Source organism: Serratia sp. Tan611, from assembly GCF_905188235.1.
GTDB lineage: Bacteria > Pseudomonadota > Gammaproteobacteria > Enterobacterales > Enterobacteriaceae > Serratia_B > Serratia_B rhizosphaerae.
The window spans coordinates 2,651,901-2,677,628 of the sequence record NZ_LR994655.1; the positions used below are offsets into that span (position 1 = coordinate 2,651,901).

The window sequence follows — 25,728 nt, forward strand, 5'->3', positions numbered from 1 at the left end:
TACCTTCCCTCATCAGCGAGTGCACAACATGATTGACCCACGCCTCCCGCTTACCGATATCCACCGCCATCTTGATGGCAACATTCGTGCGCAAACCATTCTCGATCTGGGCCGCCAGTTCAACCTCGACCTGCCGGCGAACGATTTGGAAAGCCTGCGTCCGCACGTGCAGATCACCCATACCGAACCGGATTTGGTCAGTTTTCTGCAAAAACTGGACTGGGGCGTGGCGGTGCTGGGCGATCTGGACGCCTGCCGCCGCGTCGCCTATGAAAACGTCGAGGATGCGGTCAACGCCGGCCTGCACTATGCCGAGCTGCGCTTTTCCCCCTACTACATGGCGCTGCAGCATCAGTTGCCGGTAGCCGGCGTGGTCGAGGCGGTCGTCGACGGTATTCGTTCCGGTTGCCGCGACCATGATATCGATATTCGCCTGATCGGCATTCTGAGCCGCACCTTCGGCGAGGCAGCCTGTCTGCAAGAGCTGGAAGGCCTGCTGGCGCACCGCGACGCGATCACCGCGCTCGATTTGGCCGGTGACGAGCTGGGCTTCCCCGGCAGCCTGTTCCTGTCCCACTTTAACCGGGCGCGCGACGCCGGGCTGCGTATTACCGTCCATGCCGGCGAAGCCGCCGGGCCGGAAAGCATCTGGCAGGCGATTCGCGAGCTGGGCGCCGAACGTATCGGCCACGGGGTGAAAGCGGTGGAAGACCCGGCGCTGATGGATTACCTCGCCGAGCACGACATCGGCATTGAGTCCTGCCTGACCTCCAATATTCAGACCAGCACCGTAGCGGCGCTGGCGCAGCACCCGCTGGCGACCTTCCTGCGCCACGGCGTGACGGCGTCCATCAATACCGACGATCCTGCCGTACAGGGCATCGAGATTGAGCATGAATACCGCGTGGCCGCGCCGCAGGCGGGGTTGACGCCGGAAGAGATGCGCCGCGCGCAGGAAAACGGCCTGACCATGGCGTTTCTCAGCGAGCAGGAAAAACAGGCGCTGCGCGCCAAAGTGGCCGGTTAACGCCGGCTCATCACGACAGCGGCGTCATGCCGCTGTCGCCTTCACCACGGCACCGTCCGGCCGAGATAGTCCAGATATTCCAGCCCCGGCCGCTCCCGTTTGGCCAGCAACACCCTGACCAGCTGCGGAATCGTCTGCTCAATCGTCAAAGGCGCGTCTGCACCGCCCAATTCCGTATTGATCCATCCCGGCGCCATGGCGACCAGCGCGCGGGCGCCGCCGTGCTGGCGGGCGGCAAAGCTGCGCATAAACATATTCAGCGCCGCCTTGCTGCCGCGATACAGTTCGCGCTGCCCCGTATGGTTGTTGGCCACGCTGCCCTGGCCGGAGGACATCACGCCAATCAGGCCGTCGTCCGCCACCCGTTCTGCCAAACGCTCGATGACGCGCATCGGCGCCAGCGCATTAGTCAGCATCACCTGCATAAATTCCTGCGCGCTCACCTCGCCAATCGTCTGAGTAGGATCGCGGTTGGTGATGCCCGCATTAACAAACAGCATATCGAAGCGGCGGCTCGCCAGGCGCTGCTGTAAGGCGTCAAGCTGCGCCTCTTCGCAAATATCCAACTGTTCCAGCTGCAGACGGCTGCCATAATTCTGCGCCAGCTGATGCAGCGGCGTATTGTCGCCGCGCACCGTGCCGGTAACCTGCCAGCCATGCCGGAGAAACTCCTGCGCAATGGCGTGGCCCAGGCCGCGTGATGCGCCGACGATTAAAATACTGCCGCTCTGCGTGTTCTTCATCATGATGGCTCACTCCTGCATTTACCGCATGTAAAGTCTGTTCAGGCAATATAGGCTTCCATGATATAAGGCGGAAGACGCAGCATTTGCATTTATAAAGTGCAGCAGACGCCATGCCAAAACAGGAGTCGAACATGAGTAACCCCGACTTTAATTTACTGGCCGCCCTCGATGCGCTGCTGGCAGAAGGCAGCGTGGCCGGTGCGGCCCGCCGCCTGGGGCTCAGCGCCTCGGCGATGAGCAGAACCCTCAGCCGCCTGCGCCAGGTGACCGGCGACCCGTTGCTGGTCAGGGCCGGACGCGGCATGGTGTTGACCCCGCATGCCGAACAGATCCGCGACCGTACCCGGCAGACGCTGACCGAGGCGCGCTCCCTGCTGCTGCCTGCGGCCTCGGGGCTGGATCTGCGGACGCTGCGGCAAACGTTCCGTCTGCGGACTAACGAAGGCTTTGTCGAGACGTTTGGCGCCGCGCTGGTGACGGCGGCGGCGCAGGCGGCGCCGGAGGTATGTCTGCGCTTTGTGCCGAAGCCGGAGAAAACCCCGCGCTCGCTGCGAGAGGACGACATTGATATAGAGGTCGGGGTATTACACGGCATGGGGCCGGAAATCCACCTCCAGACGCTGTTCAGGGATCGGTTTATCGCGGCCGTCAGGCTGGGGCATTCGCTGGTCACGCCAATGCCCGTCACGCCCGAGCGTTACGCCGCCTGCCGGCACGTCATCACCTCACGGCAGGGCAAACTCGCGGGGCCGGTGGATAAGGCGCTGGCCGCACACGGGCTGACGCGCCGCATCGCCGCCGTCACGCCGGATTTTTCCGCCGCGCTGGCCATCGCCGCGCAGTCGGATCTGGTGGCGCTGGTGCCGGCATCGTTTTTTATGCAGAAAACGCTGGGCGGCGGCACCCGGCAGACGCTGCAGGCTTTCAGTCTGCCCGTCGCCACGCCGGAAATCACCGTTTCCCAGATGTGGCATCCGCGCAGAAAAGCCGATCCCGCCCATCAGTGGCTCCGGCAGCTGCTGCTGACGGTTTGCCGCCGACAGGCGGACGAGTTACACCGCTGCGCTCAGCGCGAATGGCCGACCTGGTTCCGTTAACCCCTGCCGGCCACCGGACTTATTCCGCCGCCGCAGCCTGCTGCTCACGCGCCGTTTTACGCGCATAGCGCTGCGCCAGCACCGCGCAGATCATCAGTTGGATCTGGTGGAAAATCATCAGCGGCAGCACCATCGCCCCCACCGCTGCGGCCGGGAACAGCACGTTCGCCATCGGAATACCGTTCGCCAGGCTCTTTTTCGAACCGCAGAACACAATGGTGATCTCATCGGCGGTATTAAAGCCCAGCAGGCGTGCGGCGTAGGTATTGATGATCAGCACCACAGTCAGCAGCACCAGCGACATAACCAGAATCACCAGCAGCGACATGCCGTCGATTTTATGCCAGATGCCCTCAACCACCGCGGCGCTGAAGGCGGTGTACACCACCAGCAGAATCGAGGAGCGGTCGGTCAGGTTAATCAGCTTGCGGTGCCGGTCGACCCATTTGCCAATCAGCGGGCGCGCCAGGTGGCCAATCACAAACGGCACCATCAGCTGCAGGATAATCGCGCCGATGGCGTGCAGCACGTCGGTATTGCCGCCCTGCGTATGCATCAGCGCGCCGACCAGCAGCGGCGACAGAAATACGCCGAGGATGCTGGAGGCCGAAGCGCTGCAGATCGCCGCCGCTACGTTGCCGCCGGCGGCGGAGGTAAAGGCGATTGCCGACTGCACCGTCGCCGGCAGCGCGCACAGATACAGGAAGCCGAGATACACCGTCGGCGTCATAAAGCTCGGCACCAGCAGGTTCATCGCCAGTCCCAGCAGCGGGAACAGCGCAAAAGTGCTGAGAAAGACCACCAGATGCAGTTTCCAGTGGCTCATGCCGGCGATAATCGCCTGTCGCGACAGCTTGGCGCCGTGCATAAAGAACAGCAGCGCGATCGCCGCGGTGGTCAGCCGCTCAAAAAACACCTGCCATACCCCTTCACACGGGAACAGCGAAGCCACCACGACGACCAGAATCAAAACCAGTAAAAATTTATCGATACGCAGACGTTGTAACCAAGACATCAATCAGAATTCCTTGCCAAAAAAACGGGCTCAGCGGCTGAGCCCGTCATAAAAAAGACGTACGGGTTAGCTGACCGGCAAAGCGGCCTGCTGTTTGTCCGACTCAATCCCCAGTTCGATCATTTCCATCACGGCGATCGCTTCGGCGGCAGGCACCGGATTGGCGCCGTCGCCGTTAATCGCGTCGCGGATGGCGGCGTAGTAGGCCGGATAGTTGCCGGGCAGCGTCAGCAGCGGCTGTTCCGCCAGCACATCATCACGTGACAGCGTCACCACACCGTCGCGCATATCATAGCCCCAGTCGGCCTGCGGCAGCCGTTCGCCGGCCTTCAGCCGGTCTTCCTGCGGGTCCAGGCCATATTTGATATAGCTGCCCTGGGTGCCGTGCACGATATAACGCGGGCCTTCCGCCGCCGCCAGCATGGAAGCATGCAGCACCACGCGCCGTTTGCCGTACTGCAGCAGCGCGTGGAAATAGTCCACCGACTGCGAGCCGGGCCGCAGCTGGCCCAGATCGACAAACAGCGTCTGCGGTTTGCCGAATAGCTGCAGCGCCTGATCGATCAGGTGCGGCCCCAGATCGTACCAGATGCCGCTGCCCGCGCCGCCCTGTTCGCGCCAGCGCTGGCGCACCTGCGGCCGGAAGCGGTCAAAGTGCGATTCAAAGTAGACCACGTCCCCCAGCGAACCTTCCTGCAGCAGCGTTTTCAAGGTCAGAAAATCGCTGTCCCAGCGGCGGTTATGGAATACCGACAGCAGCAGGCCACGCTGCTGCGCCTGCTGCTGCAGCGCACGTGCCTGTGACAACGTCACGGTAAACGGTTTATCCACCACCACGTGCTTGCCCGCCGCCAGCGCCTGCTGCGCCAGCGGATAGTGGGTATCGTTCGGGGTGGGAATGACGATCAGATCCAGTGAGGGGTCGTTGAACAGCGCCTGAGGTTCGCTGACTACCGGCAGCGCCGGCCAGTCGGCGTGCACCTTGCCGGCGTCGCTGCTGACCACCGCCGCCAGTTCCAGGCCCGGCGTGCCGGCAATCAGCGGCGCATGAAAGGTCTTGCTGGCGTAGCCGTAGCCCACCAGCCCAACGCGAAGAGTTTCAGCCATGGTGTTTCCTCTGCAAGGCCAGTTATCACCCTGTGATTTGACACCATGATGCCGGACGGAACAAGAAGTAAATTAAATGTTAATCTGCAGCCGCAACGCCCGGGTTGTTCCAGGCCCGTTCGCGGCCTCGTTGCGCCGGATAATTAATCTCCACGCTGCGGCGACGAAAGTCGCTGGGGCTGACCCCGACGCGCTTGCGAAACACCCGCGAGAAGTAAAGCTGGTCGTCATAGCCCACCACACGGCCAATGGCGGCGATCGACTCCTGAGTGGTCTGCAGCAGCAGTTTGGCGCGGATCACCCGCTGGTCTTCGCGCCAGCGCAGAATATTGATGCCCACCTGCTCGCGGAACAGGTGCGCCAGCCGCGACGGCGACAGGCAGACGTGGCGCGCCACCTCCTCAATACGCAGCTCCCCCGCCAGATTGCCGGTAATAAACTGACAGGCTTCAATCACCCGCGGGTCCATAATTTTCTGCGGGCTGAGCGGGTCTTCTTCCATCGCGCGCAGCAGCAGACGCTCCAGCAGGTTCATGCTCATCTCTTCCGCCAGCCGCCTGCCGGAACGCTGCGTCTGCTCGATATTGGCGAACAGGCGGTCGAACTCCTGCAGCAGCTGGCCGTTGGGCAGCGTCAGCCGTCCGACCTGATGATTCTTGCTGTGCCATTCCAGCCAGTCGGCCCAGTAGGCCCGCGGGCGGAAATAGACCCAGCGGTGGTGCCAGCAGTCGCTCTCCGGCGAGCGGCCGTAATAGTGCGCCGCCTTCGGCGGAAACAGCAGCAGATCGCCGGGGTTGCAGTACAGCGTCTCCTCGCCGTCAAACACCTTGCCCTGACCCTTGATGGTCAGATTGAGGATGTAGCCCTTCATGCCGCCCGGCCGGTCGATAAAGAAATCCAACGGCCCTTCCGCCATAATCGGCGTCAGGCCGGCCACCAGGTAGGCGTTAAAACTGTAGCCCGGCATCAGCGGGTCTGACTGGGATTCCTGCGCCATACGATGGTACATCTGGCCTCCATAATACTCGGTTATCCTGCCGCGCTGCCGGCCCTGCGCCGACAACGCGATAGCGTGCCTTAAACGGTACGTTTGCTCTGCTGTTTGTAGCGGTCGAAAATCACCGCCGCCAGCAGGATCGCTCCGCGTACCACGTACTGCGAGAACGGTGAGATATTCAGCAGGTTCATGGCGTTTTCCACCGTGCCGAGAATCAGTATCCCGGCAATCACGTACGAAATCTTGCCGATGCCGCCCTTCAGCGAAACGCCGCCCAGCACGCAGGCGGAGATCACAATCAGCTCATAGCCGATCGAGGTCATCGGCTGGCCGCTGGTCATGCGCGACGCCAGAATAATGCCCGCCGCGGCGGACACCAGCCCGGACAGCACGAAGATGATGATTTTGGTGCGCACCACCGGCACCCCGGCCAGGCGCGCCGCCTCTTCATTGCCGCCGATCGCCAGCGTGTTGCGGCCGAAAGTGGTTTTATTCAGCAGGAAACCGAACAGGATCAGGCAGCCGATGGTGATCCAGATTGGCGCCGGCACCCCCAGCCAGTTGGCGTAGCCGAGGGCGAAGAAGCGTTCATCCTCAATCCCCACCGCCTTGCCGTCGGAAATGATATACGCCAGGCCGCGGAAGATTTGCATGGTCGCCAGCGTGGTGATCAGCGCGTTGATTTTCAGCCGCGCAATCACAAAGCCGTTAATCAGGCCGGAGGCTACGCCCAGCAGCAGCCCGGCGCCGACGCCGATCCACAGGCTTTCGCTCATATTGATCACCACCGCCGTGGTCACCCCGGCGCAGGCGATCACCGACGCCACCGACAGGTCAAAATCGCCGGAGGCCAGGCAGAACAGCATGCCGCAGGCCACCATGCCGGACATGGAGATCGCCAGCCCCAGCCCTTTCATATTGATAAATGAGCCGAAGTTAGGCACCAGCAGTACGCAGGCCAGGAACAGCACCGCGAAGACCACCAGCATGCCGTAGCTGTCCCAGATGCGCGACAGCCCCAGGCTGCCACGGTTTTTTACCGAATTGGTCGTTAGGGTCGACATCTTTTTCTCCTCCACGGTCAGGCCACCGCCGCCGCGGCATCAGGGGTAATATCGGGGGTGCGCAGCATCGCCAGGCTGAGCGCCTGTTCCTCGCTGGCCTCATCGTGCGCCAGTTCGCCGGAAATCGCGCCTTCGCGCATCACCACGATGCGGTCCGCCAGCCCCAGCACTTCGGGCAGATCGCTGGAGGCAAACAGCACCGCGATGCCCTGCTGCGCCAGCTGGTAAATCACGTTATAGATTTCATGCTTGGCGCCAACGTCAATGCCGCGCGTCGGCTCGTCGAGCATCATCACTTTCATCTCCTCCGACAGCCAGCGGCCAAGGATCGCCTTCTGCTGGTTGCCGCCGGAGAGGTTCATAATCAGCTGTTCGGCGCTGGGGGTTTTGATATTGAGCGAACGGATATGCTGCTCCGCGTTGCGGTTTTCCCAGGCGTTGTCGATCAGGCAGCCCGCCCGCAGGCTTTTGCGCCGCGCGCTGATATTGATATTGTCGCGCACCGAGTGCACCGGGATGATGCCGTCGGCTTTGCGGTCTTCCGGGCACAGCATGATGCCGGCGCGGATGGCGTCGATCGGCGAGCGGATGGTCAGCGGCGCGCCGTCCAGCGTCAACCGGCCGCCGCCGACGCGCGTGGCGCCGAAAATGCCTTTCATCAGTTCGCTGCGCCCGGCGCCCACCAGCCCGAACAGGCCGACGATCTCGCCGGCGCGCACGCTGAGGCTGATCGGCGTTTTCACTCCGGCCGCCTGCAGATTATCCAGCTGCAGCCGCACCGGGCCGTGTTCACGCGGCTGATAGCCGTAAATATCCCCCAGATCGCGGCCGACCATCGCCTGCACCAGCCGCTCGTGATCTACCTGACTCATATCGTCAAAGGTACGCACGTAGCGCCCGTCTTTGAATACCGTGATGGCGTCGCTGAGGGCGAAGATCTCCTCCATACGGTGGGACACGTACAGAATGACCCGCCCTTCGGCGCGCAGTTCGCGGATCACCCGGAACAGGTGTTCAATCTCGCGCGCCGACAGTGAGCTGGTCGGCTCATCAAAGGCGATAATCTTGGCGTTGCGCGCCAGCGCCTTGGCGATCTCCACCATCTGCCACTGGCCGATGGAGAGGTATTTCAGCGGCGTATCCGGGTCAATATCCAGCCCGAGATGCTCCAGCTGCAGCCGCGCCTCATAGCGCAGCAGTTTACGATCCACCAGGCCGCGCCTGCTGGGCAACTGCCCCAGGTAGATATTCTCGGCCACCGTCATTTCCGGCACCAGATGCAGCTCCTGATAGATAATCGCCACGCCGGCGTCCAGCGCCTCGGTGGTGGCGTTAAAACGCACCGGCTGTCCCTGCAGTAAGATCTCCCCCTGGCTGGGGGCGTAGTTGCCGCTGAGGATCTTCAGCAGCGTAGATTTGCCGGCGCCGTTCTCACCCATCAGCGCGTGAATTTGCCCGGCCTGACAGCTAAAACTGATATCGTCCAGCGCCTTGACGCCGGGGAAGGTTTTGCCGATGCCGCGGAAGGCCAGATAAGGCGTACTGGCGGTCATAATGCTTTCCTCATGGCTTGCGAAAACACGCCGCCCGGCGTAAACCGGGCGGCTCAGGCATTACATCAGGCCTTTTTTCTGCAGTTCGGTTTTAAAGTTGTCGCGGGTGATCAGCACCACGTCGGTCACTTCGGTAAACTTCTGCGGTTCAACGTCTTTCGCTACCCAGTCATGCAGCATCTGGATACTCTTATAGCCGTGGATATCCGGGCTTGGCAGCAGCGAGCCGTAGAAGCCGGTGGCCTGCCCCTTGGAGAGTTCGCTGACGGCGTCAACGCCGTTGATGCCGATGCCGATCACGTCCGCCGCCTTGAAGCCCTGGCCCTCGGTGGCGCGCACGCCGCCCAGCACGGTGTTGTCGTTCATGCCGATAATCAGCCAGTGTTTCACCTTCGGATGCTGTACCAGCATGGAGTTGGCTGCGTCAAAGGCGCCGGGGATATCGTTGGATTTGGTCGGCACCTGATAGATCTGTTTTTCCGGGAAGCCGGCGGCCTTCAGAGCGTCCATTGAGCCGGTGGTGCGGCGGCGCGCGGTATCCAGCTCGTTGGCGGTAATCGCCATCACGCCGGTTTCTGCCGCGTTCCAGCCGCGCTTGTTCATCTCCTTCCACAGCTCCTGCCCCTGCCGCTCGCCGATTTTGCTGGCCGCCATCATCACCAGCGGTACGCTGTCCATCGGTTTGCCTTTGGCAGTGACGAACTGATCGTCAACGGCAATGACTTTCAGGTCATAGCTGCGCGCTTTGGCGACGATCGCCGAACCCAGTTTCGGATCCGGCGTACAGATTACAAACCCTTTGGCGCCGCTGGCCGCCAGACTGTCAATGGCGTTCAGGGTTTTTTCGCCGTCCGGCACCGCGATTTTTATCACTTCAAAGCCGAGGTCCTTACCGGCTTTATCGGCAAATTTCCATTCGGTCTGGAACCACGGCTCCTCCGGCTGTTTCACCAGAAAGCCCAGTTTCATGGTTTCGGCAATAGCTGATTGTGACATAACCGCCGCCAGTCCTATCGCCGCCAGCGCCTTAGTGAATTTATGCATAGTGCTCTCCGCTGTGTGGTTCTCCCCGGCGCTGAAAATCTCGCGCAGTGAAAACGTTCTCATTAGGGTATTTTCGGTTGCCTCATCGGTAAGGCGCTTATTGGCGCGCCCTGCCCGGCGTCGGCATGCAGACCGGATAAGTTTTAGCGGTTATTTGTTAATGAAATGTAGAGCGCTATCACATCCAGAGATAACAGCAGACAAGTCCATATATTTAGCCGATTCAGTCTGTCGCCAACTTTTGATAGCCATCACAAAATCGCTGCGGGAAGCAGAAATGTGCATACATCCAGCCAACGTATCCTCACCGGCCCACCCGGCGCGCTTTTATGGTGATAGCCGTCCTTTTTAATCAGGAGTCACTATCATGACGGCAGACGCAATCGCCCTGGGACTGGACTTCGGCAGCGACTCGGTGCGCGTATTGGCGGTAGATTGCCGCAGCGGCGAGGAGCTGGATACCGAAGTGGCCTATTACCCGCGCTGGCAGCGCGGCGACTACTGCGACGCGGCGCAGAATCAGTTCCGCCATCACCCGCGCGACTATATCGACGCCATGGAACAGGCGATTGTCGCGCTGGTGCAGCGTATGACGCCGCCGCAGCGTCAGAGCGTGATCGGCATCGGCGTTGATTCCACCGGCTCTACGCCGGCGCCAATCGACGAACATGGCCAGGTGCTGGCGCTGCGGCCGGAGTTCGCCGATAACCCGAACGCCATGTTTGTCCTGTGGAAAGATCATACGGCGATCGATGAGGCGGAGGCGATCAACCGCCTGTGCCGCAGCGGCGAGTTTGCGGATTACACCCGCTATATCGGCGGCGTTTACTCATCGGAATGGTTCTGGGCCAAGATCCTGCACGTCTCACGCCAAGATGCGGCGGTGCGCCGGGCGGCGGCCTCCTGGGTAGAGCTGTGCGACTGGGTGCCGGCGCTGTTGTCCGGCACTACGGCGCCGCAGCACCTTATCCGCGGACGCTGCAGCGTCGGCCACAAAACGCTGTGGCACCCGGACTGGGGCGGCCTGCCGCCGCGGGCGTTCTTCGCCGCGCTGGATCCGCTGCTGGTTGACTGTCTGCCCTATCCGCTGTTTGAAGAAACCCGGACCGCCGAACAGCCGGTCGGCACGCTGAGCGCCGAGTGGGCGCAGCGGCTCGGCCTGTCGCCGCAGGTGGTGTTGTCCGGCGGCGCGTTCGACTGCCATATGGGCGCGGTGGGCGCCGGCGCCCGTCCCCATACGCTGGTCAAAGTGATTGGCACCTCGACCTGCGATATTTTGCTGGCCGAGCCTCAACGCGTCGGCGACCGGGCGATCGCCGGCATCTGCGGCCAGGTCGACGGCAGCGTGGTGCCTGGGCTGATCGGCATGGAGGCGGGCCAATCGGCATTCGGCGACATGTACGCCTGGTTCGGCCGCCTGCTGAGCTGGCCGCTGCGCGAAGCCGCCCGCAGCCGGCCGGAGCTGCAGCCGCAGCTAGCGCAGATTGAACAGCAGCTGCTGACGACGCTGACCGACGCCTGGGCCGCCAATCCTTCTTTGGAACATCTGCCGGTGGTGCTGGACTGGTTCAACGGCCGCCGCACGCCGTATGCCAACCAGCGCCTGCAGGGAGTGATCGGCGATCTTAATCTCGGTACCGACGCGCCGACGCTGTTCGGCGGCCTGATCGCCGCCACCGCCTTTGGCGCACGCGCCATTATGGAGTGCTTTGAGCAGCAGGATATTCCGGTGGAAAACGTGCTGGCGCTGGGCGGTATCGCCCGTAAATCGCCGACCATCATGCAAGCCTGCGCCGATGTGATGAACCGCCCGCTGCAGATTGTCGCCTCCGATCAGTGCTGCGCGCTGGGGGCGGCGATTTTCGCCGCCGTCGCCGCCGGACGGCATGCCGATATCCCGACGGCACAGCGCCATATGGCCTGCGGCCTGGAGCGCACCCTGCAGCCCGACCCGCAGCGCGTAGCGCGCTACCAACAGCTTTATCAACGCTATCAACAGTGGTGTCAGGCCGCCGAACTGCGCTATGCCGCGCCGGCATCATGCCCTGACCATGCCCAATAACCGCCAACCGACCTGGAGTTTCTGATGGACGTATTTACACAACGCGAAGTCTGGTTTGTCATCGGCAGCCAGCACCTGTATGGCCCGCAAACCCTGCAGCAGGTGAAACAACACGCCGAACAGGTGGTTAACAGCCTTAATCAGGACGCCGGCCTGCCGGTGAAACTGGTGTTAAAACCCCTGCTCACCACGCCGGATGAAATCAGCGCCGTCTGCCGCGACGCCAACTATCAGCAGGCCTGCATCGGTATTATCACCTGGCTGCACACCTTCTCACCGGCCAAGATGTGGATCGCCGGTCTGTCAATCCTCAGCAAGCCGCTGCTGCAGTTCCATACCCAGTTCAACGCCGAGGTGCCGTGGGACAGTATGGATATGGACTTTATGAACCTGAACCAGACCGCGCACGGCGGCCGCGAGTTCGGCTTTATCGGCGCACGCATGCGCCAGCAGCACAGTGTGATCACCGGCCACTGGCAGGATAAGCAGTCTCATCAGCGCATTGCGCAGTGGATGCGCGTCGCCGCCGCGCGTCAGGAGAGCCAGCAGCTGAAGGTAGCGCGCTTTGGCGACAATATGCGTCAGGTGGCCGTGACCGAAGGGGATAAGGTCGGCGCGCAGATTCAGTTCGGCTATGAGGTCAACGCGCACGGCATCGGCGACCTGGTCAGCGTGATTAACGAGGTCGGCAACGGCGAGGTGGACGCGCTGATCGACGACTATGAAGCCAGCTACACGCTGAGCGAGGCGGTCACCCTGCACGGCGCCAAGCGGCAGAACCTGCTGGACGCCGCACGTATCGAACTGGGGATGCAGCGTTTCCTGCAACAGGGCGGTTACCACGCCTTCACCACCAACTTTGAAGATCTGCACGGCATGCGGCAGTTGCCGGGGCTGGCGGTGCAGCGCCTGATGCAGCAGGGCTACGGCTTCGGCGGCGAAGGCGACTGGAAAACCGCCGCGCTGCTGCGCATTCTGAAAGTGATGGCCGACGGACTGCAAGGCGGCACCTCCTTTATGGAGGACTATACCTATCACTTCCAGCCAGGCAATGATTTGGTGATCGGTTCTCATATGCTGGAGGTCTGCCCGTCGATTGCCGAGCAGAAACCGCTGCTGGACGTGCAGCCGCTCGGCATCGGTGGTAAAGACGATCCGGCGCGGCTGATCTTCTCCACCCCGGCCGGGCCGGCGGTCAACGCCAGCCTGATCGACATGGGCGACCGCTTCCGTCTGCTGGTGAATCAGGTCGATACCATAGAGCAGCCGCACCCGCTGCCGAAGCTGCCGGTGGCGCGCGCCATCTGGCGGGCGCAGCCGTCGCTCGCCACCGCCGCCGAAGCCTGGATCCTCGGCGGCGGCGCTCACCATACGGTGTTCTCACAGGCGCTGAACGCCGACTACCTGCGTTTATATGCAGAGATGCACAACATTGAGTTTCTGCTGATTGATAATGAGACGACGCTGCCGGCATTCAAGAATGAACTGCGCTGGAATGAAGTGTATTACCAACTGAACCGCCGGTGATTTTTTCACCACACGGTCCGGATGCCGGTCAGGTTCACTGACCGGCATTTCCTGCCCATTATTCTGAGCACTCATTTCACCATCGCGATTTGTTCACGCATCGCCGCTTTCGCCTTTACCCGCCGCGACCAGACAGCGGTCACGATCGGCACCAGAATCGACGTCACAATCACCGAGGTGGCCACCAGCGCGGTCGCCGCTGGCGCCACCGGCTTAAACTGCGGCACCATTTCGGCAATCAGCACCGGCGTCGCCACGGCAGCGCCGGCCGAACTGGAAGCCGCCACGCCGGCGGTGCCGTCGCCGCCGCCAATCAGTTTATCGGCGACGATCAGCGGAATGCCGGTGACGATAATCACCGCGACGCCCAGCAGGATCCCCAGCAGGCCGGTCTGGGCGATAACGCTCAGATCGATGGTGTTGCCGAGCGCGAAGGCAAAAAACGGAATCAGCGTCTGCACCGCTTTGCCAAACAACTCGCGCAGTTCCGGGTCAAGATTGCCCAGCACAAATCCCACCAGGAACGGCAGCACCGCGCCGATAAACACATGGGGTTCAAACGAGGCGATACCGGCGGTACCGAGAATAATCATCGTCATCAGCGGCCCGGATTCCAACGACATCAGCACAAACGCCCCGGCCTCTTCTTTCGTGCCGTACTGCTGCATAATCGACGCGTACAGGCCGCCGTTGGTCATATCCATCGCCGCCACCAGCGCCAGCGTCGACAGCCCGGCAAAGAAGCCGACTTCCACCCCATGTTCCGGCAGCAGGCGCGAGGCCACCGCCGCCACCACCCAGGCGACGGCGATCTTGGTCACCACCAGCGTACCGGATTTGCGCAATACGGTGCCGGTGGCGCTCAGTTTGATCGCCGCCCCCATACAGAAGAACCATACCGCCAGGATCGGCACCGTGCCGGACATCAACCCGTTGGTAAACGAACCGAAATATTTGCCTGCCCCCGGCGCAAAGGTGTGGCAAGCCGCACCGATGAACAACGGCACCAACATCATGCCGCCCGGGATCTTGTCTATCGCACGTTTTATCTGCATCACTCACTCCGTCTGGATGAACTGGTTATAGCAACGCATCGTCGACTGCCGCCTTCCCGGGCCGCTGCGAAACGATTGGGTTATCCACACTAACGGTTCACGACAGGAATAAAAGTGATCGCATGCATAAAATTAAAACGATGTTTTATTTTTATAGGGCCGCCATTCCAAAATAAAACACAGCGCACAAAAAAGGCGGCAGCTGCCGCCTAGTGACATGGAGGTCTGCTCAGCTCAATACCGTACTGCCAAACGCCGCCTGCCAGTCCTGCTCAAACGTCGCCAGCGCGGCGTCCACCGCCGGCGTGGCGATCAGCTGCTCGGCCACCTCGATCGGCAGCGTTACCGCGCGGCAGCCCGCCAGCATGCACGCCAGCACCTGACGCGGCGTTTTAAAGCTGGCGGCCAATACTTTGGCGTGCGGCGCATGCAGCGTCAGCAACTGCTGCAGCTCACGCACCGTCCCAATTCCATCGCCACCCTGCGCATCGACGCGGTTTACGTACGGCGCGACATACTCGGCGCCGGACAGCGCCGCCAGCAGCCCCTGCGTGGCGCCGTACACCGCCGTGCCCAGCGTCGGAATCGACATCGACTGCAGCTTTTTCATCGCCGCCAACCCTTCGCCCGTCGCCGGGATCTTCACAATCAGCCCCGGTACGCGCTGATTCAGCAGCACCGCGTCCGCCACCATCCGCTCCGCATCGTTCGCCATCACCTGTGCAAACAGTTTGCCGGTGCCGCCCAATGCATCACGCAGCGCCGGCAACACCTCCCAAAGCGGCTTGCCTTCTTTAGCGACAATGCTCGGGTTGGTGGTCACCCCCTGTAACGGCAACACCCGCGCCAGACGCTTTACCGCCGTGACATCCGCGCTATCGAGGTAAATCTCCATTTCGGACTCCTGCATAGTTATCTGCTGATTCAAACGCCGTTTGCCCTATGCTAAACCAAAAGCGCGCCGCTGACGATGCGAGGGGCTTTAGCGCATTACCCTGCCGACGCAGCATGCTATTATCCCCCCATCTATCTCTTTGAAAACAGGCGCACTCCGCCCATCAGGAGCCTATGAACGCAAGACAACAGAACATTTTGCAATGGGTCAACGAGCGGCGGCGCATCAGCGTCGGCGAACTGGCGCGCGCGTCTGGCGTTTCGGAAGTGACCATCCGGCAGGATCTGAATCTGCTGGAAAAGCGCAGCTATCTAAAGCGCATCCACGGCGCCGCCGTGGCGCTGGAAAGCGATGACGTCGATGCCCGCATGATGTCCAACTTCGTGCTTAAACAGCAGCTGGCGCGCTATGCCGCGTCGCTGGTCAACGACGGCGAAACCATCTTCATCGAGAGCGGCAGCGCCAACGCCCTGCTGGCCCGCTACCTGGCGGAACGCCGGCATATCACGCTGATCACCGTCAGCCATTACATCGCCCATCTGCTGAAAGAGAGCGACTGTGAGGTGATTGTCCTCGGCGGGATGTATCAGAAGCAGAGCGAAACCGTGGTCGGCCCGCTGACGCGCCTGTGCATTCAGCAGGTGCATTTCAGCAAAGCGTTTATCGGTATCGACGGTTATCACGCCGATACCGGCTTTACCGGCCGCGATATGATGCGCGCCGACGTGGTCAACGCCGTACTGGCGAAAGGCGTGGAGAATATCGTGCTGACCGACGCCTCCAAATTCGGCCAGATACAGCCCAACCCGCTGGCGACGCCGCAGCAAATCAGCCGGGTGATCACCGACACGCGGCTGGCGCCGGCCTATCAGCAATTACTGCAGCATCAGGGCGTGCAGCTCGATATGGTGGGCGAATAACGCCCTGCGCTTACTGGCCGTAGTAGGCATGCTTGCCGTGTTTACGCAGGTAGTGCTTATCCAGCAGGGTCGGCTGCATCTGTGGCAGATCGGGCGACAGCTGGCGTGAAAAGATCCCCATATAGGCGATCTCCTCCAGCACCACGGCGTTATGCAGCGCATTAGCGGCGTCCGCGCCCCAGACAAAAGGACCGTGTGAATGCACCAACACCGCCGGCACCGCAGCGGCGTCCAGCTGACGCTGGCGGAAGGTTTCCACAATCACCTGACCGGTTTCCCACTCATAGCGGCCTTCGATCTCAGCATCGTGCATTTTGCGGGTGCAGGGAATGTCGCCGTAAAAATAATCGGCATGCGTGGTGCCCCAGGCGGGAAGATCCAGACCGGCCTGCGCCCAGATGGTGGCATGGCGGGAATGGGTGTGCACCACGCCGCCGACGTCGTCAAAATTCAGGTACAGCGCGCGGTGCGTTTCGGTATCGGATGACGGCTTTTTGTTGCCTTCCACCACCTTGCCGCTCTCCAGCTCCACTACCACCATATCTTCCAGCGACAGCGCCTCATATTCGACGCCGGACGGTTTGATCACCATCAGCCCCGCCTGGCGATCCACGCCGCTGACGTTGCCCCAGGTAAAGGTGACCAGTCGGTGGCGCGGCAGCGCCAAATTCGCCGCCAGAACCTGTTGTTTTAGCGCGTTAAGCATCGTCTTTCCTCAATTCACCGGCTTTGCCGCTATTGTCAAAGGCGCCGGCGGCAACGGGTATGGGCAAATTGGCTAAAGACAGGCAGCTTTCTGCTGCCGCGGGCAAAGCGTGCGATCGGGCATACTTCGGATTCTGGCGATAGAACACGCCAAAAGTTTCAGAATATTTACCTGCAAATGGAAATGTAACTATTTATACTGAATTACTGCGGCACAACCTGCCGCGTTTTTATCTGCCGGCATGGCGCCGGCGGTTTATTTGCTACTGTATGGGTGTGAATAGCAGGCTTGATGTATGGTTTACGCCTGTGCCCGGCCCCTTTCTGCAGCATACGCTGGCGGCGGCACTCAACGCCGGCGTCAACAAAAAAGCAGCAGGAAAGTGACAGGGTATATACTTACTTAAGGCACTTCCATATAGCCCATGCTAAGGAGAAGTCATTATGATGATCATTAACAAACGTTTTGCTACCGCCGCTCTGGCGATTACGCTGGCATTTTCGCTGAGCGCCTGCTCCAACATGTCCAAGCGCGATCGTAATACCGCTATCGGCGCCGGCGCCGGCGCAGTCGGCGGCGCAGTACTGACCGACGGCAGCGCGTTAGGTACGCTTGGCGGCGCGGCAGTCGGTGGGATCATCGGTCATCAGGTTGGTAAATAACCCGGCGGATGGCGCAGACCGCTGTCGGTAAACCGGCAAAAGCGGCAAGTTTGTAGATAACGAAAAAAATAATTTCAGGTCGCTCTGTTTTGTCTGTGGCTTTTTCCTGCAGTCACCGGGTTCACCACCCAAACACACGATAAGCCATGCCGCAATGCACCACCGCGGCATGGCAATAAATCCGCTTAACCGCCCGCCAGCTTGACCTTCATGCCTTTTGCTTCCAGCAGCTGTTTGAGCAGATCGCGCTTGTCGCCCTGAATTTCGATGACGCCGTCTTTCACCGAACCGCCGCAGCCGCACTTCTTCTTCAGCTCCGCCGCCAGTTTGTCCAGTGCGCCGTCATCCAGATCGAGACCGCTTATCAGGCAAACGCCCTTGCCTTTACGGCCGCTGGTTTGCCGCTGAATGCGTACGATACCGTCGCCGCGCGGACGCTGCGGTTTGGCCTCTTCTTCTTTCACCCGCCCGCCGTCGGTGGAGTAAACCAGCCGGCTATTGCTGTCTTTCATCCTGACCTCCGAATTATCGCAATGATGCGCGGATAGCGGCCAGCGTAGCGGCCGGATCGGCGGATTGGGTAATCGGACGACCGATCACCATATAGTCGACGCCGGCAGCCTGCGCCTCGACCGGCGTCATTACGCGGCGCTGATCGCCGGTCGCGCTGCCCTGCGGGCGGATCCCCGGCGTCACCAGTTGGAACTGGCTGCCGCAGGCGGCTTTCAACCGCTGCGCTTCCTGTGCGGAACACACCACGCCGTCCAGGCCACAGTCGCGCGTCAGGCGCGCCAGACGTTCCGCCTGCTCCGCCGGGCTGATGTCGATGCCGATCGCACGCAGGTCTTCCGCCTCCATGCTGGTCAGCACCGTGACGGCAATCAGCAATGGCGCATCGGCGCCATATGGTTGCAGCGCCTCTTTTGCCGCGCTCATCATGCGCGCGCCGCCGCTGGCGTGGACGTTAACCATCCACACGCCCAGCTCGGCCGCCGCCGCCACCGCATGCGCCGTGGTGTTGGGAATATCGTGGAATTTTAAATCGAGGAATACGTCAAAGCCGCGCTGGTGCAGATCGCGCACCAGCTGCGGGCCGAACAGGGTAAACATCTCTTTGCCCACTTTTAAGCGGCAATCCTGCGGGTCGATGCGATCGACAAAGGCTAACGCGGCGTTCTTATCGGCATAATCCAGCGCAACAACGATCGGAGATGATTTTAAGCCATTGTTATTAACGTTACTTTCAGAACTCATTGCTTTTACCCTTTGTAAAATGGACATCGGCCTTCCCCGGAGTACTCCGCAGGGCGAACCCGCAAAAACGGCACGCCGCATTCTACATGCCGGCCGCCGGAAATCCCAGCCGCAAGACGTTAACTGCACGATGTCTGGGCATTCTGCCCCGCACTTCTTTTACCTGCGGAGCCAGCCTCCGCTGACAGGCCCAATATTAAATTTTTGTGACTCACTAGACGGTGTAGCCTGGCTGGATTAGCGTGAAGTCTCCCTATCTCATACAAGGCTGTGACATGAGCGAGATATCTACCCTAACGATAAAAATCCCTCTTGAGCTGAAAGAGAAAGTCAGAGCCGCAGCGCTGGCCGGCGAATGCTCGCTGAGCGCGGAAGTTTGCCAGCGCCTGGCGGACAGTTTCACCACGCCGGCCGCCGGTCAGAAAAAGGCGCAGCGACAGGCGGAGATTGACAGCCAGGAAACCACAGAAGTGGTTGAAGCCCCATTGAGCCAGAAGGAGTTGAGAAAACTGCGGCAGTTGCTGAAGATAAACGTCAAAAGCGGCAAGAAGAAATAGGTCACGCTTAAAAAAACGGGGCGAAAGATTCGCCCCGTTTTTTATTGGCCATCCAGACCGCGGATCGGCTTCACCGAAGCCCAGGAGCGGCATGACGGACAGTGCCAATAGAGCGAATGGGCGGTAAAGCCACACTTATGGCAGCGATAGCGCGGCTTGGTGCGGATCTGTTCTCCGACCATATCGCGCAACAGCAGCAGGCTCTCCTTCGCACGGCCGTCCTCCGCGTCAGCCAGGTGGTAGTCCATCAGGCGGTAGAACACCAGCATGGTCGGGTGACGCTGCAGCTGACGGTTGATATACACCTGCACCACGTCGCGCCCTTCATGCTGCTCGATCACTTCGGCCAGCATCAGCTCTGCCGTCGCGCCACAGTTCTCCTCCACGCAGCGCTTGAGGAACTCGGCCCAGGCGGCTTCCTGCTGCGGCAGGTGCTGATAGCACTCCTGCAGCATCGGCAAGGTTTCACTCACCAGATCCTTATCCTGATCCAGCACGCGCTTGAGCGACTCCACCGCCTTGGCATACTCGCCCTGCGCCATACAGATGCGGCCGACCATGATCGATACACGGGCGCACTGCTTGTCCGCGGCGGCGGCACGTTTCAGCAGCGACATCGCCTTATCGAGATCGTCGCTGCCCATCGCCTGCAACGCCAGCTCACAGTAGAAATGCGCGATTTCGCCGCGCTGTTTGTCTTTACCCAGCTTGACCAAACGCTCGGCTACTTCAATGGCCTTCTGCCAGTCGCTGGTCGCCTGGTGAATCACCAGCAGTTGCTGCAGCGCGGCCAGCCGGAAGTCCTGTTCACCGGTCAACTGGCTGAACATATCCTCAGCGCGGTCATACAGCCCGGCGGCCATGTAGTCGCGCCCCAGCTGCTGAACTGCCAGCAGGCGTTGCTCAAAGGTGAGCGACGAGCTTTCCATCAGCGCCTGGTGAATACGGATGGCGCGATCGACTTCACCGCGGGAACGAAACAGGTTACCCAACGTCAGGTGGGCCTCCACGGTGTTGCTGTCCTCTTTCAGCATATCGAGGAACAGATCGACCGCTTTGTCCTGCTGGTTGGAAAGCAGAAAGTTAACCCCGGCCACATATTCACGCGACAGACGGTTGGCTTCCTGCTGTTTATCCTGCTGAGCACTTCTGCGCCCCATGTACCAGCCATAGGCGGCAGCCACGGGCAGCAACAGAAACAGCAGCTCTAACATAGAAGGTTATTCCTTGCTGACAACGGGCTGAGTCACCGGTTCAGCTGGCGTTTCCAGCTGCGACTCCAGCCTTTTTACTTTCCGCTCGGCGCGGCTCAGGGCAAGGCGCGTACGCAGATAAAACAGGCCGCAGATAATCCAGCCAAGTACGAACCCCATGCCGAACAGCGTCGCCAGAAGTGTGGATACCCGGTAATCGCCCTGCGCCACCAGATAATTAAACGTCACAACCTGATCGTTCTGCGCGCCAAGCGTTACGGAAATAACGAAGATCACCAGAACCAGCAAAAAAATAAGTAAATATTTCACATTCTTTCCCGCGATGCCGAGTTTATCGGATGAATTATGCCCAAGGGTGGCGTCCGTAATACATTAAGTTAGCATTTCCCGCAGCAGCAGGGAAACCCTGGCGTGCGATAAATGCATAAAGACGCTGGTATATTCGGCAATAACGACGTCACCGGACACCCAGATGAGAACGCATCTCAAAATAGTGAATTAATAATGAAATGGGGGCGAAAGCGATCAATTACAAGGCGGGGGGATTAATACGTTGGCGACGGGCATTCGTCGCCAACGTGACATCGTCACAACAACGGCCTAACGCCTGTGGCCGCGATGCGCGATCTCCTGCTGTTCTTCCGGCGGCGGCGTCAACGGCCCGAACCAGCGCTGCGCCAGCCAGCAGACGATCGCCACCAGTAATGCGCTGATTAAGGTCGCCACCGCCAGATCGCGCGGCCAGTGCATCCCCAGCAGCAGACGGCTGATCATCACGCCGGCGGCCCAGACCATCAGCACCGCCACGGTTTTATAGTGCCGGCGCGGCCACAGCAGACCAACGCCCAGCAGTGCCCAGGTGGCGGCAAACGTGGTATGGCCGGAAGGGAAAGCAAAGCCGGTTTCAAACTGCCAGTGCTTGCGCAGCCACTCCGGCACCAGCGGCTGCCCCTGCAGCTGATCTTTCACCAGCGCCGCGCGCTGCTTACGCTTCAGCGAATAAAAGTGTTCCTCACTGATATTGTGCTGCTGCTCCAGCCACATCACGAACGGTCGCGGCGCCTGCACCTGCTCTTTTATCAGCGATTTTATCCCCTGGCCCACCAGGATCGAGGCCAGCAGCAGCACCATCAGCCCGATCGCCGGTTTAAGACGAAAGCGCAGGCACCACAAAAACCAGGCCGACAACAGCACGCTGGTCAGTATGCCCCACGGCGCGGTGACCGTTTCCGTCATCCAGAACATCACTTTCAGCAGCGCATTATCGCCGCCGGGCTGCCATTGCCAGCCGGTCAGCCAAACGGCCAGCGGTATTAACAACAGCAACAGGGTTCCGCCGGCGGTGCGTTTTGCGATATCAAACATTTTATCATCCCGGTTATGGTTCAGAGCGCAGTGTAACAACCTTGTAATCTCAAGAACATAGCAGACGGCACGGACGCAGGCCGCCAGGCGGAGGAAAGCCCGGCCCCCTATTGCATCAATAGGTGGCGCACGGCGCCGGATGCTGGTTTGCTGAGCACCACTGGGCAAGAAGTTATGGCAGAATAGTCGATAATAAGCCATTAGAATACGCGGCGGCGCGTTTAATGCTGGTCAGGCGTTCATGTCGGACGTACCATGCGTTGCAGCGATTGAATCGAAAGTGTTGGAGAGTAACATGCAGCTTAAACGGGTGGCAGAGGCTAAACTGCCGACACCTTGGGGCGATTTCCTGATGGTGGGTTTTGAAGAACTCGCCACCGGGCACGATCATCTGGCGTTGGTTTTCGGCGATATCAGCGGCGATACGCCGGTGCTGGCGCGCGTACATTCGGAATGTCTGACCGGAGACGCCCTGTTCAGCCTGCGCTGCGACTGCGGTTTCCAACTGGAAGCCGCGCTGGAGCACATTGCCGAAGAAGGCCGCGGCATCCTGCTGTATCACCGCCAGGAAGGCCGCAACATCGGCCTGCTGAACAAAATCCGCGCCTATGCGCTGCAGGACAAAGGCGCCGATACGGTGGAGGCCAATCATCAACTGGGCTTCGCGGCGGATGAGCGTGACTTCACCCTGTGTGCGGACATGTTTAAACTGCTGGGCGTGGATGCGGTGCGTCTGCTGACCAATAACCCGAAAAAGGTGGAAATCCTGAGTGAAGCCGGGATTAACATCGTCGAACGGGTGCCGTTGATCGTCGGCCGCAACCCGAAAAATGAGCGTTATCTGGCGACCAAAGCGGCCAAAATGGGCCATCTGTTGGACCAGAAGTAACCCACGCTAAAATAATCAGGGCGCCCGCAGGCGCCCTTTTTTATTACAACATTTTCCTGATGACGTAATGCAGGATGCCATCGTTCTGGTAGTAGGTCAGCTCGGTTTGCGTGTCGATGCGGCAGCGGGTATCCACCACCTCTTCACGGCCGTCGGCATAGGTGATATGCAGCGGCACCGTCTGCCCCGGCTGCAGACTCTGCAGGCCGCCGACGCTGATGCTCTCATCCCCGCTCAGCGCCAGCGTTTTGCGCGTCACGCCCTGCGGAAATTCCAGCGGTAGAATCCCCATGCCGATCAGGTTTGAGCGGTGAATACGTTCGAAAGACTCGGCGATCACCACGCGCACCCCGAGCAGGCGCGGCCCTTTGGCAGCCCAGTCGCGGCTGGAGCCGGAGCCGTACTCTTTACCGGCGACCACCGCCAGCGGCACCTGCTCTTGCTGATAACGCATCGCGGCGTCATAAATCGCCATCTCTTCCTGTGACGGGATATGGCGCGTATAGCCGCCTTCCACCCCCGGCACCATCTCGTTGCGGATGCGGATATTGGCGAAGGTGCCGCGCATCATCACCTCATGGTTGCCGCGACGTGAGCCGTAGGAGTTGAAGTCGCCGTCCGCCACCCCGTGCTCGCTGAGGTAACGTCCCGCCGGGCTGTCGTGCTTGATATTGCCCGCCGGGGAGATGTGGTCGGTGGTGACAGAATCCGCCAGGATCGCCAGCAGACGCGCGTTGTTGATATCCTGCACCGGCTCGGGTTTTTCCTGCATGGTGCTGAAGAACGGCGGATGGCGGATATAGGTGGAGTCCTCCTGCCAGTTATAGGTTGCCGACGCAGCCACCTCGATTGCCCGCCACTCCTCGTCGCCGTTAAACACTTCGCTGTATTCCTTACGGAACATCTCGGTGCGGACTTCCTCTACCGCCTTGGCGATATCGGTATTGCTTGGCCAAATGTCTTTCAGGTACACCGGTTTACCGTCGTGCCCTTCTCCCAATGCATCCTTGGCCAGATCCAGCTGCATATTACCGGCCAGCGCATAGGCGACCACCAGCGGCGGCGACGCCAGCCAGTTGGTTTTTACCAGCGGATGGATACGACCTTCAAAGTTACGGTTGCCGGACAGCACCGCACCGACGGTCAGATCGCCGGTTTTAATCGCCTGCTCGATCGGCTCCGGCAGCGGGCCGGAGTTACCAATACAGGTGGTGCAGCCGTAACCCACCAGATTAAAGCCCAGCGCCTCCAGATAAGGCATCAGCCCGGCGCTGGCGAAGTAGTCGGTCACGACTTTGGAACCCGGCGCCAGCGAGGTTTTCACCCATGGCTTCACCTGCAGGCCTTTATCCACCGCATTTTTCGCCAACAGGCCGGCGGCCATCATCACGCTGGGGTTAGAGGTGTTGGTGCACGACGTGATGGCGGCAATCACCACCGCGCCGTTGCTGAGCGGATGTGTTGCGCCGTCCAGCGTGAAAGGAACGGAGTCCGCCCGGTTTTTCTGGCCGCCGATGTCCAGCTCGGTCGCGGCCTGGAAGGCCTGCGGCACTGCCGACAGCGCCACCCGATCCTGCGGCCGCTTCGGCCCGGCCAGACTGGTTTCCACCGTCGACATATCCAGCGCCAGCGAACTGGTGAAGACCGGCTCATCGCCGGGATGACGCCACATGCCCTGCGCTTTGGCGTAACTTTCCACCAGCGCGATCTGCTCGTCGCTGCGTCCGCTCAGTTTCAGGTAGCCGAGCGTGACCTCATCCACCGGGAAGAAGCCACAGGTAGCGCCATATTCCGGCGCCATATTGGCGATGGTGGCGCGGTCCGCCAGCGGTAATTGCGCAAGGCCGTCGCCGTAAAATTCCACGAACTTGCCGACCACGCCGTGCTTACGCAGCATCTGCGTGACGGTTAACACCAAATCGGTGGCGGTGATGCCTTCACTGAGTTTACCCGTCAGTTTAAAGCCCACCACGTCCGGGATCAGCATCGATACCGGCTGCCCCAGCATCGCCGCTTCCGCTTCGATACCGCCGACGCCCCAGCCGAGGATGCCCAGGCCGTTAATCATGGTGGTGTGGGAATCGGTACCCACCAGCGTATCCGGGTAGGCGATGCGTTTGCCGTCCTGCTCCTCATGCCAGATGGTCTGGCCCAGATACTCAAGGTTGACCTGGTGGCAGATCCCGGTGCCCGGCGGCACCACACGGAAGCGGTTAAAGGCTTGCTGCCCCCAGCGCAGGAAGGTGTAACGTTCGTGGTTGCGCTGCATTTCGATGCGCACGTTATCGGTAAATGCCTGCTGGTCGCCGAACTCATCGACGGTTACCGAGTGGTCAATCACCAGATCTACCGGCGACAGCGGGTTGACCTGGTCGACATTGCCGCCCAGCCGCTGCACCGCTTCGCGCATCGCCGCCAGATCGACCACCGCCGGCACGCCGGTAAAATCCTGCATCAGCACACGCGCCGGGCGGTAGGCAATTTCACGGTCGGCATGTCCGCTGCGCTGCCAGTCGACGATCGCTTGTAAATCCTCAACCTGCACCGTATCGCCGTCGATATGACGTAGCAGGTTCTCCAACAGCACTTTCATGGACTTCGGCAGCCGGTCGATATCTCCGAGCTGTTTGGCCGCCTGTGGCAGGCTGTAATAGTGATATTCGCTATTCAGTGCAACCAGCTTATCCATACTCGTTTCACTAAGATTGGACGACATAGCTCCTCCATTTTTATTATGTCAAAAACAGGGTAATTACTGAGGTCTTGTTTAAAGATAACACAAACGTGATGTAACGTTTTGATAACAACACGATTTGATCACAGCGATAGGCAAAAGCGATGGCGCGCCGACAAGTGTTAGCTAAGTCAAAGGGTTAGGATGAAACCCACCAAAAAAGGAGTAATAAATAACCACATCATTGGCAAGGATTGTGGACGCCGCGTGCGACAAAAGACAGGAAAACACCGAGGCA

Annotated in this window: 24 protein-coding genes; 8 read left to right on the top strand and 16 right to left on the bottom strand. The window is 60.5% G+C overall.

The window, feature by feature from the left end; all coding sequences use genetic code 11:
* Positions 1–28: 28 nt before the first annotated feature.
* Positions 29–1,027 carry an adenosine deaminase gene (gene add / locus TAN611_RS12495; protein ID WP_105231291.1) on the top strand — a complete coding sequence of 333 codons (999 nt, stop codon included), beginning with the start codon at positions 29–31 and terminating at the stop codon, positions 1,025–1,027.
* Between the two features lie 41 nt (positions 1,028–1,068).
* Here the strand turns inward: add and TAN611_RS12500 are convergent, their stop codons facing one another.
* Positions 1,069–1,770 (bottom strand): SDR family NAD(P)-dependent oxidoreductase, encoded by a 702-nt coding sequence (locus TAN611_RS12500; protein WP_105233368.1) that lies wholly within the window; start codon positions 1,768–1,770, stop codon positions 1,069–1,071.
* A gap of 134 nt (positions 1,771–1,904) precedes the next feature.
* Here TAN611_RS12500 and TAN611_RS12505 point away from each other — a divergent pair, with 134 nt between their 5' ends.
* On the top strand, positions 1,905–2,870 hold the full coding sequence (locus TAN611_RS12505) for a LysR family transcriptional regulator (protein ID WP_203066523.1): 966 nt from the start codon (positions 1,905–1,907) through the stop codon (positions 2,868–2,870).
* Positions 2,871–2,889: 19 nt separating this feature from the next.
* Here TAN611_RS12505 and TAN611_RS12510 read toward each other — a convergent pair whose 3' ends face one another.
* The 6 genes from TAN611_RS12510 to TAN611_RS12535 form a co-directional block, all read right to left on the bottom strand.
* Positions 2,890–3,885: a bile acid:sodium symporter family protein gene (locus TAN611_RS12510; protein ID WP_105231293.1), complete on the bottom strand. Its 996-nt coding sequence runs from the start codon at positions 3,883–3,885 to the stop codon at positions 2,890–2,892.
* A 66-nt stretch (positions 3,886–3,951) separates the two neighbouring features.
* On the bottom strand, positions 3,952–4,992 hold the full coding sequence (locus TAN611_RS12515) for an oxidoreductase (RefSeq protein ID WP_105231294.1): 1,041 nt from the start codon (positions 4,990–4,992) through the stop codon (positions 3,952–3,954).
* Between the two features lie 79 nt (positions 4,993–5,071).
* A complete protein-coding gene (gene araC / locus TAN611_RS12520) occupies positions 5,072–6,001 on the bottom strand; it encodes an arabinose operon transcriptional regulator AraC (protein WP_105231295.1) in 930 nt (309 codons plus the stop codon).
* A 68-nt stretch (positions 6,002–6,069) separates the two neighbouring features.
* Positions 6,070–7,053, bottom strand: coding sequence for an L-arabinose ABC transporter permease AraH (araH, locus tag TAN611_RS12525; RefSeq protein WP_105231296.1), 984 nt, complete (start codon positions 7,051–7,053; stop codon positions 6,070–6,072).
* A gap of 17 nt (positions 7,054–7,070) precedes the next feature.
* On the bottom strand, positions 7,071–8,606 hold the full coding sequence (araG, locus tag TAN611_RS12530) for an L-arabinose ABC transporter ATP-binding protein AraG (RefSeq protein ID WP_105231297.1): 1,536 nt from the start codon (positions 8,604–8,606) through the stop codon (positions 7,071–7,073).
* Positions 8,607–8,666: 60 nt separating this feature from the next.
* Positions 8,667–9,650, bottom strand: a complete 984-nt coding sequence (locus TAN611_RS12535) for an arabinose ABC transporter substrate-binding protein (RefSeq protein ID WP_105231298.1) — start codon at positions 9,648–9,650, stop codon at positions 8,667–8,669.
* 367 nt (positions 9,651–10,017) lie between these two features.
* On the opposite strand from TAN611_RS12535, the gene TAN611_RS12540 reads away from it, so the two are divergent.
* On the top strand, positions 10,018–11,712 hold the full coding sequence (locus tag TAN611_RS12540) for a ribulokinase (RefSeq protein WP_203066524.1): 1,695 nt from the start codon (positions 10,018–10,020) through the stop codon (positions 11,710–11,712).
* 24 nt (positions 11,713–11,736) lie between these two features.
* A complete protein-coding gene (araA, locus tag TAN611_RS12545; protein WP_111737002.1) occupies positions 11,737–13,239 on the top strand; it encodes an L-arabinose isomerase in 1,503 nt (500 codons plus the stop codon).
* 71 nt (positions 13,240–13,310) lie between these two features.
* On the opposite strand, the gene kdgT is transcribed toward araA, so the two are convergent.
* Both kdgT and fsa read right to left on the bottom strand, forming a co-directional pair.
* A complete protein-coding gene (gene kdgT / locus TAN611_RS12550; protein WP_105231301.1) occupies positions 13,311–14,294 on the bottom strand; it encodes a 2-keto-3-deoxygluconate transporter in 984 nt (327 codons plus the stop codon).
* A 229-nt stretch (positions 14,295–14,523) separates the two neighbouring features.
* Positions 14,524–15,189, bottom strand: coding sequence for a fructose-6-phosphate aldolase (gene fsa / locus TAN611_RS12555; RefSeq protein ID WP_203066525.1), 666 nt, complete (start codon positions 15,187–15,189; stop codon positions 14,524–14,526).
* A 173-nt stretch (positions 15,190–15,362) separates the two neighbouring features.
* Here fsa and TAN611_RS12560 point away from each other — a divergent pair, with 173 nt between their 5' ends.
* Entirely contained in the window at positions 15,363–16,109 is a 747-nt protein-coding gene (locus TAN611_RS12560) for a DNA-binding transcriptional regulator YciT (protein WP_105231302.1), read from the top strand.
* Positions 16,110–16,119: 10 nt separating this feature from the next.
* Here TAN611_RS12560 and araD read toward each other — a convergent pair whose 3' ends face one another.
* Positions 16,120–16,815, bottom strand: coding sequence for an L-ribulose-5-phosphate 4-epimerase (araD, locus tag TAN611_RS12565; RefSeq protein ID WP_105231303.1), 696 nt, complete (start codon positions 16,813–16,815; stop codon positions 16,120–16,122).
* 443 nt (positions 16,816–17,258) lie between these two features.
* Here araD and osmB point away from each other — a divergent pair, with 443 nt between their 5' ends.
* Entirely contained in the window at positions 17,259–17,477 is a 219-nt protein-coding gene (gene osmB, locus TAN611_RS12570; protein WP_015672500.1) for an osmotically-inducible lipoprotein OsmB, read from the top strand.
* Positions 17,478–17,662: 185 nt separating this feature from the next.
* Here osmB and yciH read toward each other — a convergent pair whose 3' ends face one another.
* Positions 17,663–17,989: a stress response translation initiation inhibitor YciH gene (yciH, locus tag TAN611_RS12575; protein WP_054307362.1), complete on the bottom strand. Its 327-nt coding sequence runs from the start codon at positions 17,987–17,989 to the stop codon at positions 17,663–17,665.
* A gap of 13 nt (positions 17,990–18,002) precedes the next feature.
* On the bottom strand, positions 18,003–18,731 hold the full coding sequence (gene pyrF, locus TAN611_RS12580) for an orotidine-5'-phosphate decarboxylase (RefSeq protein WP_105231304.1): 729 nt from the start codon (positions 18,729–18,731) through the stop codon (positions 18,003–18,005).
* 275 nt (positions 18,732–19,006) lie between these two features.
* Between pyrF and TAN611_RS12585 the strand changes: the two genes are divergently transcribed.
* Positions 19,007–19,288 (top strand): Arc family DNA-binding protein, encoded by a 282-nt coding sequence (locus tag TAN611_RS12585; protein WP_187044617.1) that lies wholly within the window; start codon positions 19,007–19,009, stop codon positions 19,286–19,288.
* 41 nt (positions 19,289–19,329) lie between these two features.
* Here the strand turns inward: TAN611_RS12585 and lapB are convergent, their stop codons facing one another.
* From lapB to pgpB, 3 genes are all read right to left on the bottom strand, one after another.
* Positions 19,330–20,502 (bottom strand): lipopolysaccharide assembly protein LapB, encoded by a 1,173-nt coding sequence (gene lapB, locus TAN611_RS12590; protein WP_105231306.1) that lies wholly within the window; start codon positions 20,500–20,502, stop codon positions 19,330–19,332.
* Between the two features lie 6 nt (positions 20,503–20,508).
* Positions 20,509–20,811 carry a LapA family protein gene (locus TAN611_RS12595; protein WP_105231307.1) on the bottom strand — a complete coding sequence of 101 codons (303 nt, stop codon included), beginning with the start codon at positions 20,809–20,811 and terminating at the stop codon, positions 20,509–20,511.
* Between the two features lie 291 nt (positions 20,812–21,102).
* A complete protein-coding gene (pgpB, locus tag TAN611_RS12600) occupies positions 21,103–21,867 on the bottom strand; it encodes a phosphatidylglycerophosphatase B (RefSeq protein WP_105231308.1) in 765 nt (254 codons plus the stop codon).
* 295 nt (positions 21,868–22,162) lie between these two features.
* On the opposite strand from pgpB, the gene ribA reads away from it, so the two are divergent.
* On the top strand, positions 22,163–22,756 hold the full coding sequence (ribA, locus tag TAN611_RS12605; RefSeq protein ID WP_105231309.1) for a GTP cyclohydrolase II: 594 nt from the start codon (positions 22,163–22,165) through the stop codon (positions 22,754–22,756).
* A 43-nt stretch (positions 22,757–22,799) separates the two neighbouring features.
* Here ribA and acnA read toward each other — a convergent pair whose 3' ends face one another.
* Entirely contained in the window at positions 22,800–25,472 is a 2,673-nt protein-coding gene (acnA, locus tag TAN611_RS12610; protein ID WP_203066526.1) for an aconitate hydratase AcnA, read from the bottom strand.
* Positions 25,473–25,728 lie beyond the last annotated feature (256 nt).

Coding starts and splice junctions, on each gene's coding strand:
- TAN611_RS12540 (WP_203066524.1), top strand. CDS start 10,018: ATGACGGCAGACGCAATCGCCCTGGGACTGGACTTCGGCAGCGACTCG.
- araH (WP_105231296.1), bottom strand. CDS start 7,053: ATGTCGACCCTAACGACCAATTCGGTAAAAAACCGTGGCAGCCTGGGG.
- TAN611_RS12535 (WP_105231298.1), bottom strand. CDS start 9,650: ATGCATAAATTCACTAAGGCGCTGGCGGCGATAGGACTGGCGGCGGTT.
- TAN611_RS12505 (WP_203066523.1), top strand. CDS start 1,905: ATGAGTAACCCCGACTTTAATTTACTGGCCGCCCTCGATGCGCTGCTG.
- TAN611_RS12500 (WP_105233368.1), bottom strand. CDS start 1,770: ATGAAGAACACGCAGAGCGGCAGTATTTTAATCGTCGGCGCATCACGC.
- araD (WP_105231303.1), bottom strand. CDS start 16,815: ATGCTTAACGCGCTAAAACAACAGGTTCTGGCGGCGAATTTGGCGCTG.
- acnA (WP_203066526.1), bottom strand. CDS start 25,472: ATGTCGTCCAATCTTAGTGAAACGAGTATGGATAAGCTGGTTGCACTG.
- pyrF (WP_105231304.1), bottom strand. CDS start 18,731: ATGAGTTCTGAAAGTAACGTTAATAACAATGGCTTAAAATCATCTCCG.
- TAN611_RS12585 (WP_187044617.1), top strand. CDS start 19,007: ATGAGCGAGATATCTACCCTAACGATAAAAATCCCTCTTGAGCTGAAA.
- lapB (WP_105231306.1), bottom strand. CDS start 20,502: ATGTTAGAGCTGCTGTTTCTGTTGCTGCCCGTGGCTGCCGCCTATGGC.
- kdgT (WP_105231301.1), bottom strand. CDS start 14,294: ATGCAGATAAAACGTGCGATAGACAAGATCCCGGGCGGCATGATGTTG.
- add (WP_105231291.1), top strand. CDS start 29: ATGATTGACCCACGCCTCCCGCTTACCGATATCCACCGCCATCTTGAT.
- araG (WP_105231297.1), bottom strand. CDS start 8,606: ATGACCGCCAGTACGCCTTATCTGGCCTTCCGCGGCATCGGCAAAACC.
- ribA (WP_105231309.1), top strand. CDS start 22,163: ATGCAGCTTAAACGGGTGGCAGAGGCTAAACTGCCGACACCTTGGGGC.
- TAN611_RS12560 (WP_105231302.1), top strand. CDS start 15,363: ATGAACGCAAGACAACAGAACATTTTGCAATGGGTCAACGAGCGGCGG.
- TAN611_RS12510 (WP_105231293.1), bottom strand. CDS start 3,885: ATGTCTTGGTTACAACGTCTGCGTATCGATAAATTTTTACTGGTTTTG.
- fsa (WP_203066525.1), bottom strand. CDS start 15,189: ATGGAGATTTACCTCGATAGCGCGGATGTCACGGCGGTAAAGCGTCTG.
- pgpB (WP_105231308.1), bottom strand. CDS start 21,867: ATGTTTGATATCGCAAAACGCACCGCCGGCGGAACCCTGTTGCTGTTG.
- TAN611_RS12515 (WP_105231294.1), bottom strand. CDS start 4,992: ATGGCTGAAACTCTTCGCGTTGGGCTGGTGGGCTACGGCTACGCCAGC.
- araC (WP_105231295.1), bottom strand. CDS start 6,001: ATGTACCATCGTATGGCGCAGGAATCCCAGTCAGACCCGCTGATGCCG.
- araA (WP_111737002.1), top strand. CDS start 11,737: ATGGACGTATTTACACAACGCGAAGTCTGGTTTGTCATCGGCAGCCAG.
- yciH (WP_054307362.1), bottom strand. CDS start 17,989: ATGAAAGACAGCAATAGCCGGCTGGTTTACTCCACCGACGGCGGGCGG.
- osmB (WP_015672500.1), top strand. CDS start 17,259: ATGATGATCATTAACAAACGTTTTGCTACCGCCGCTCTGGCGATTACG.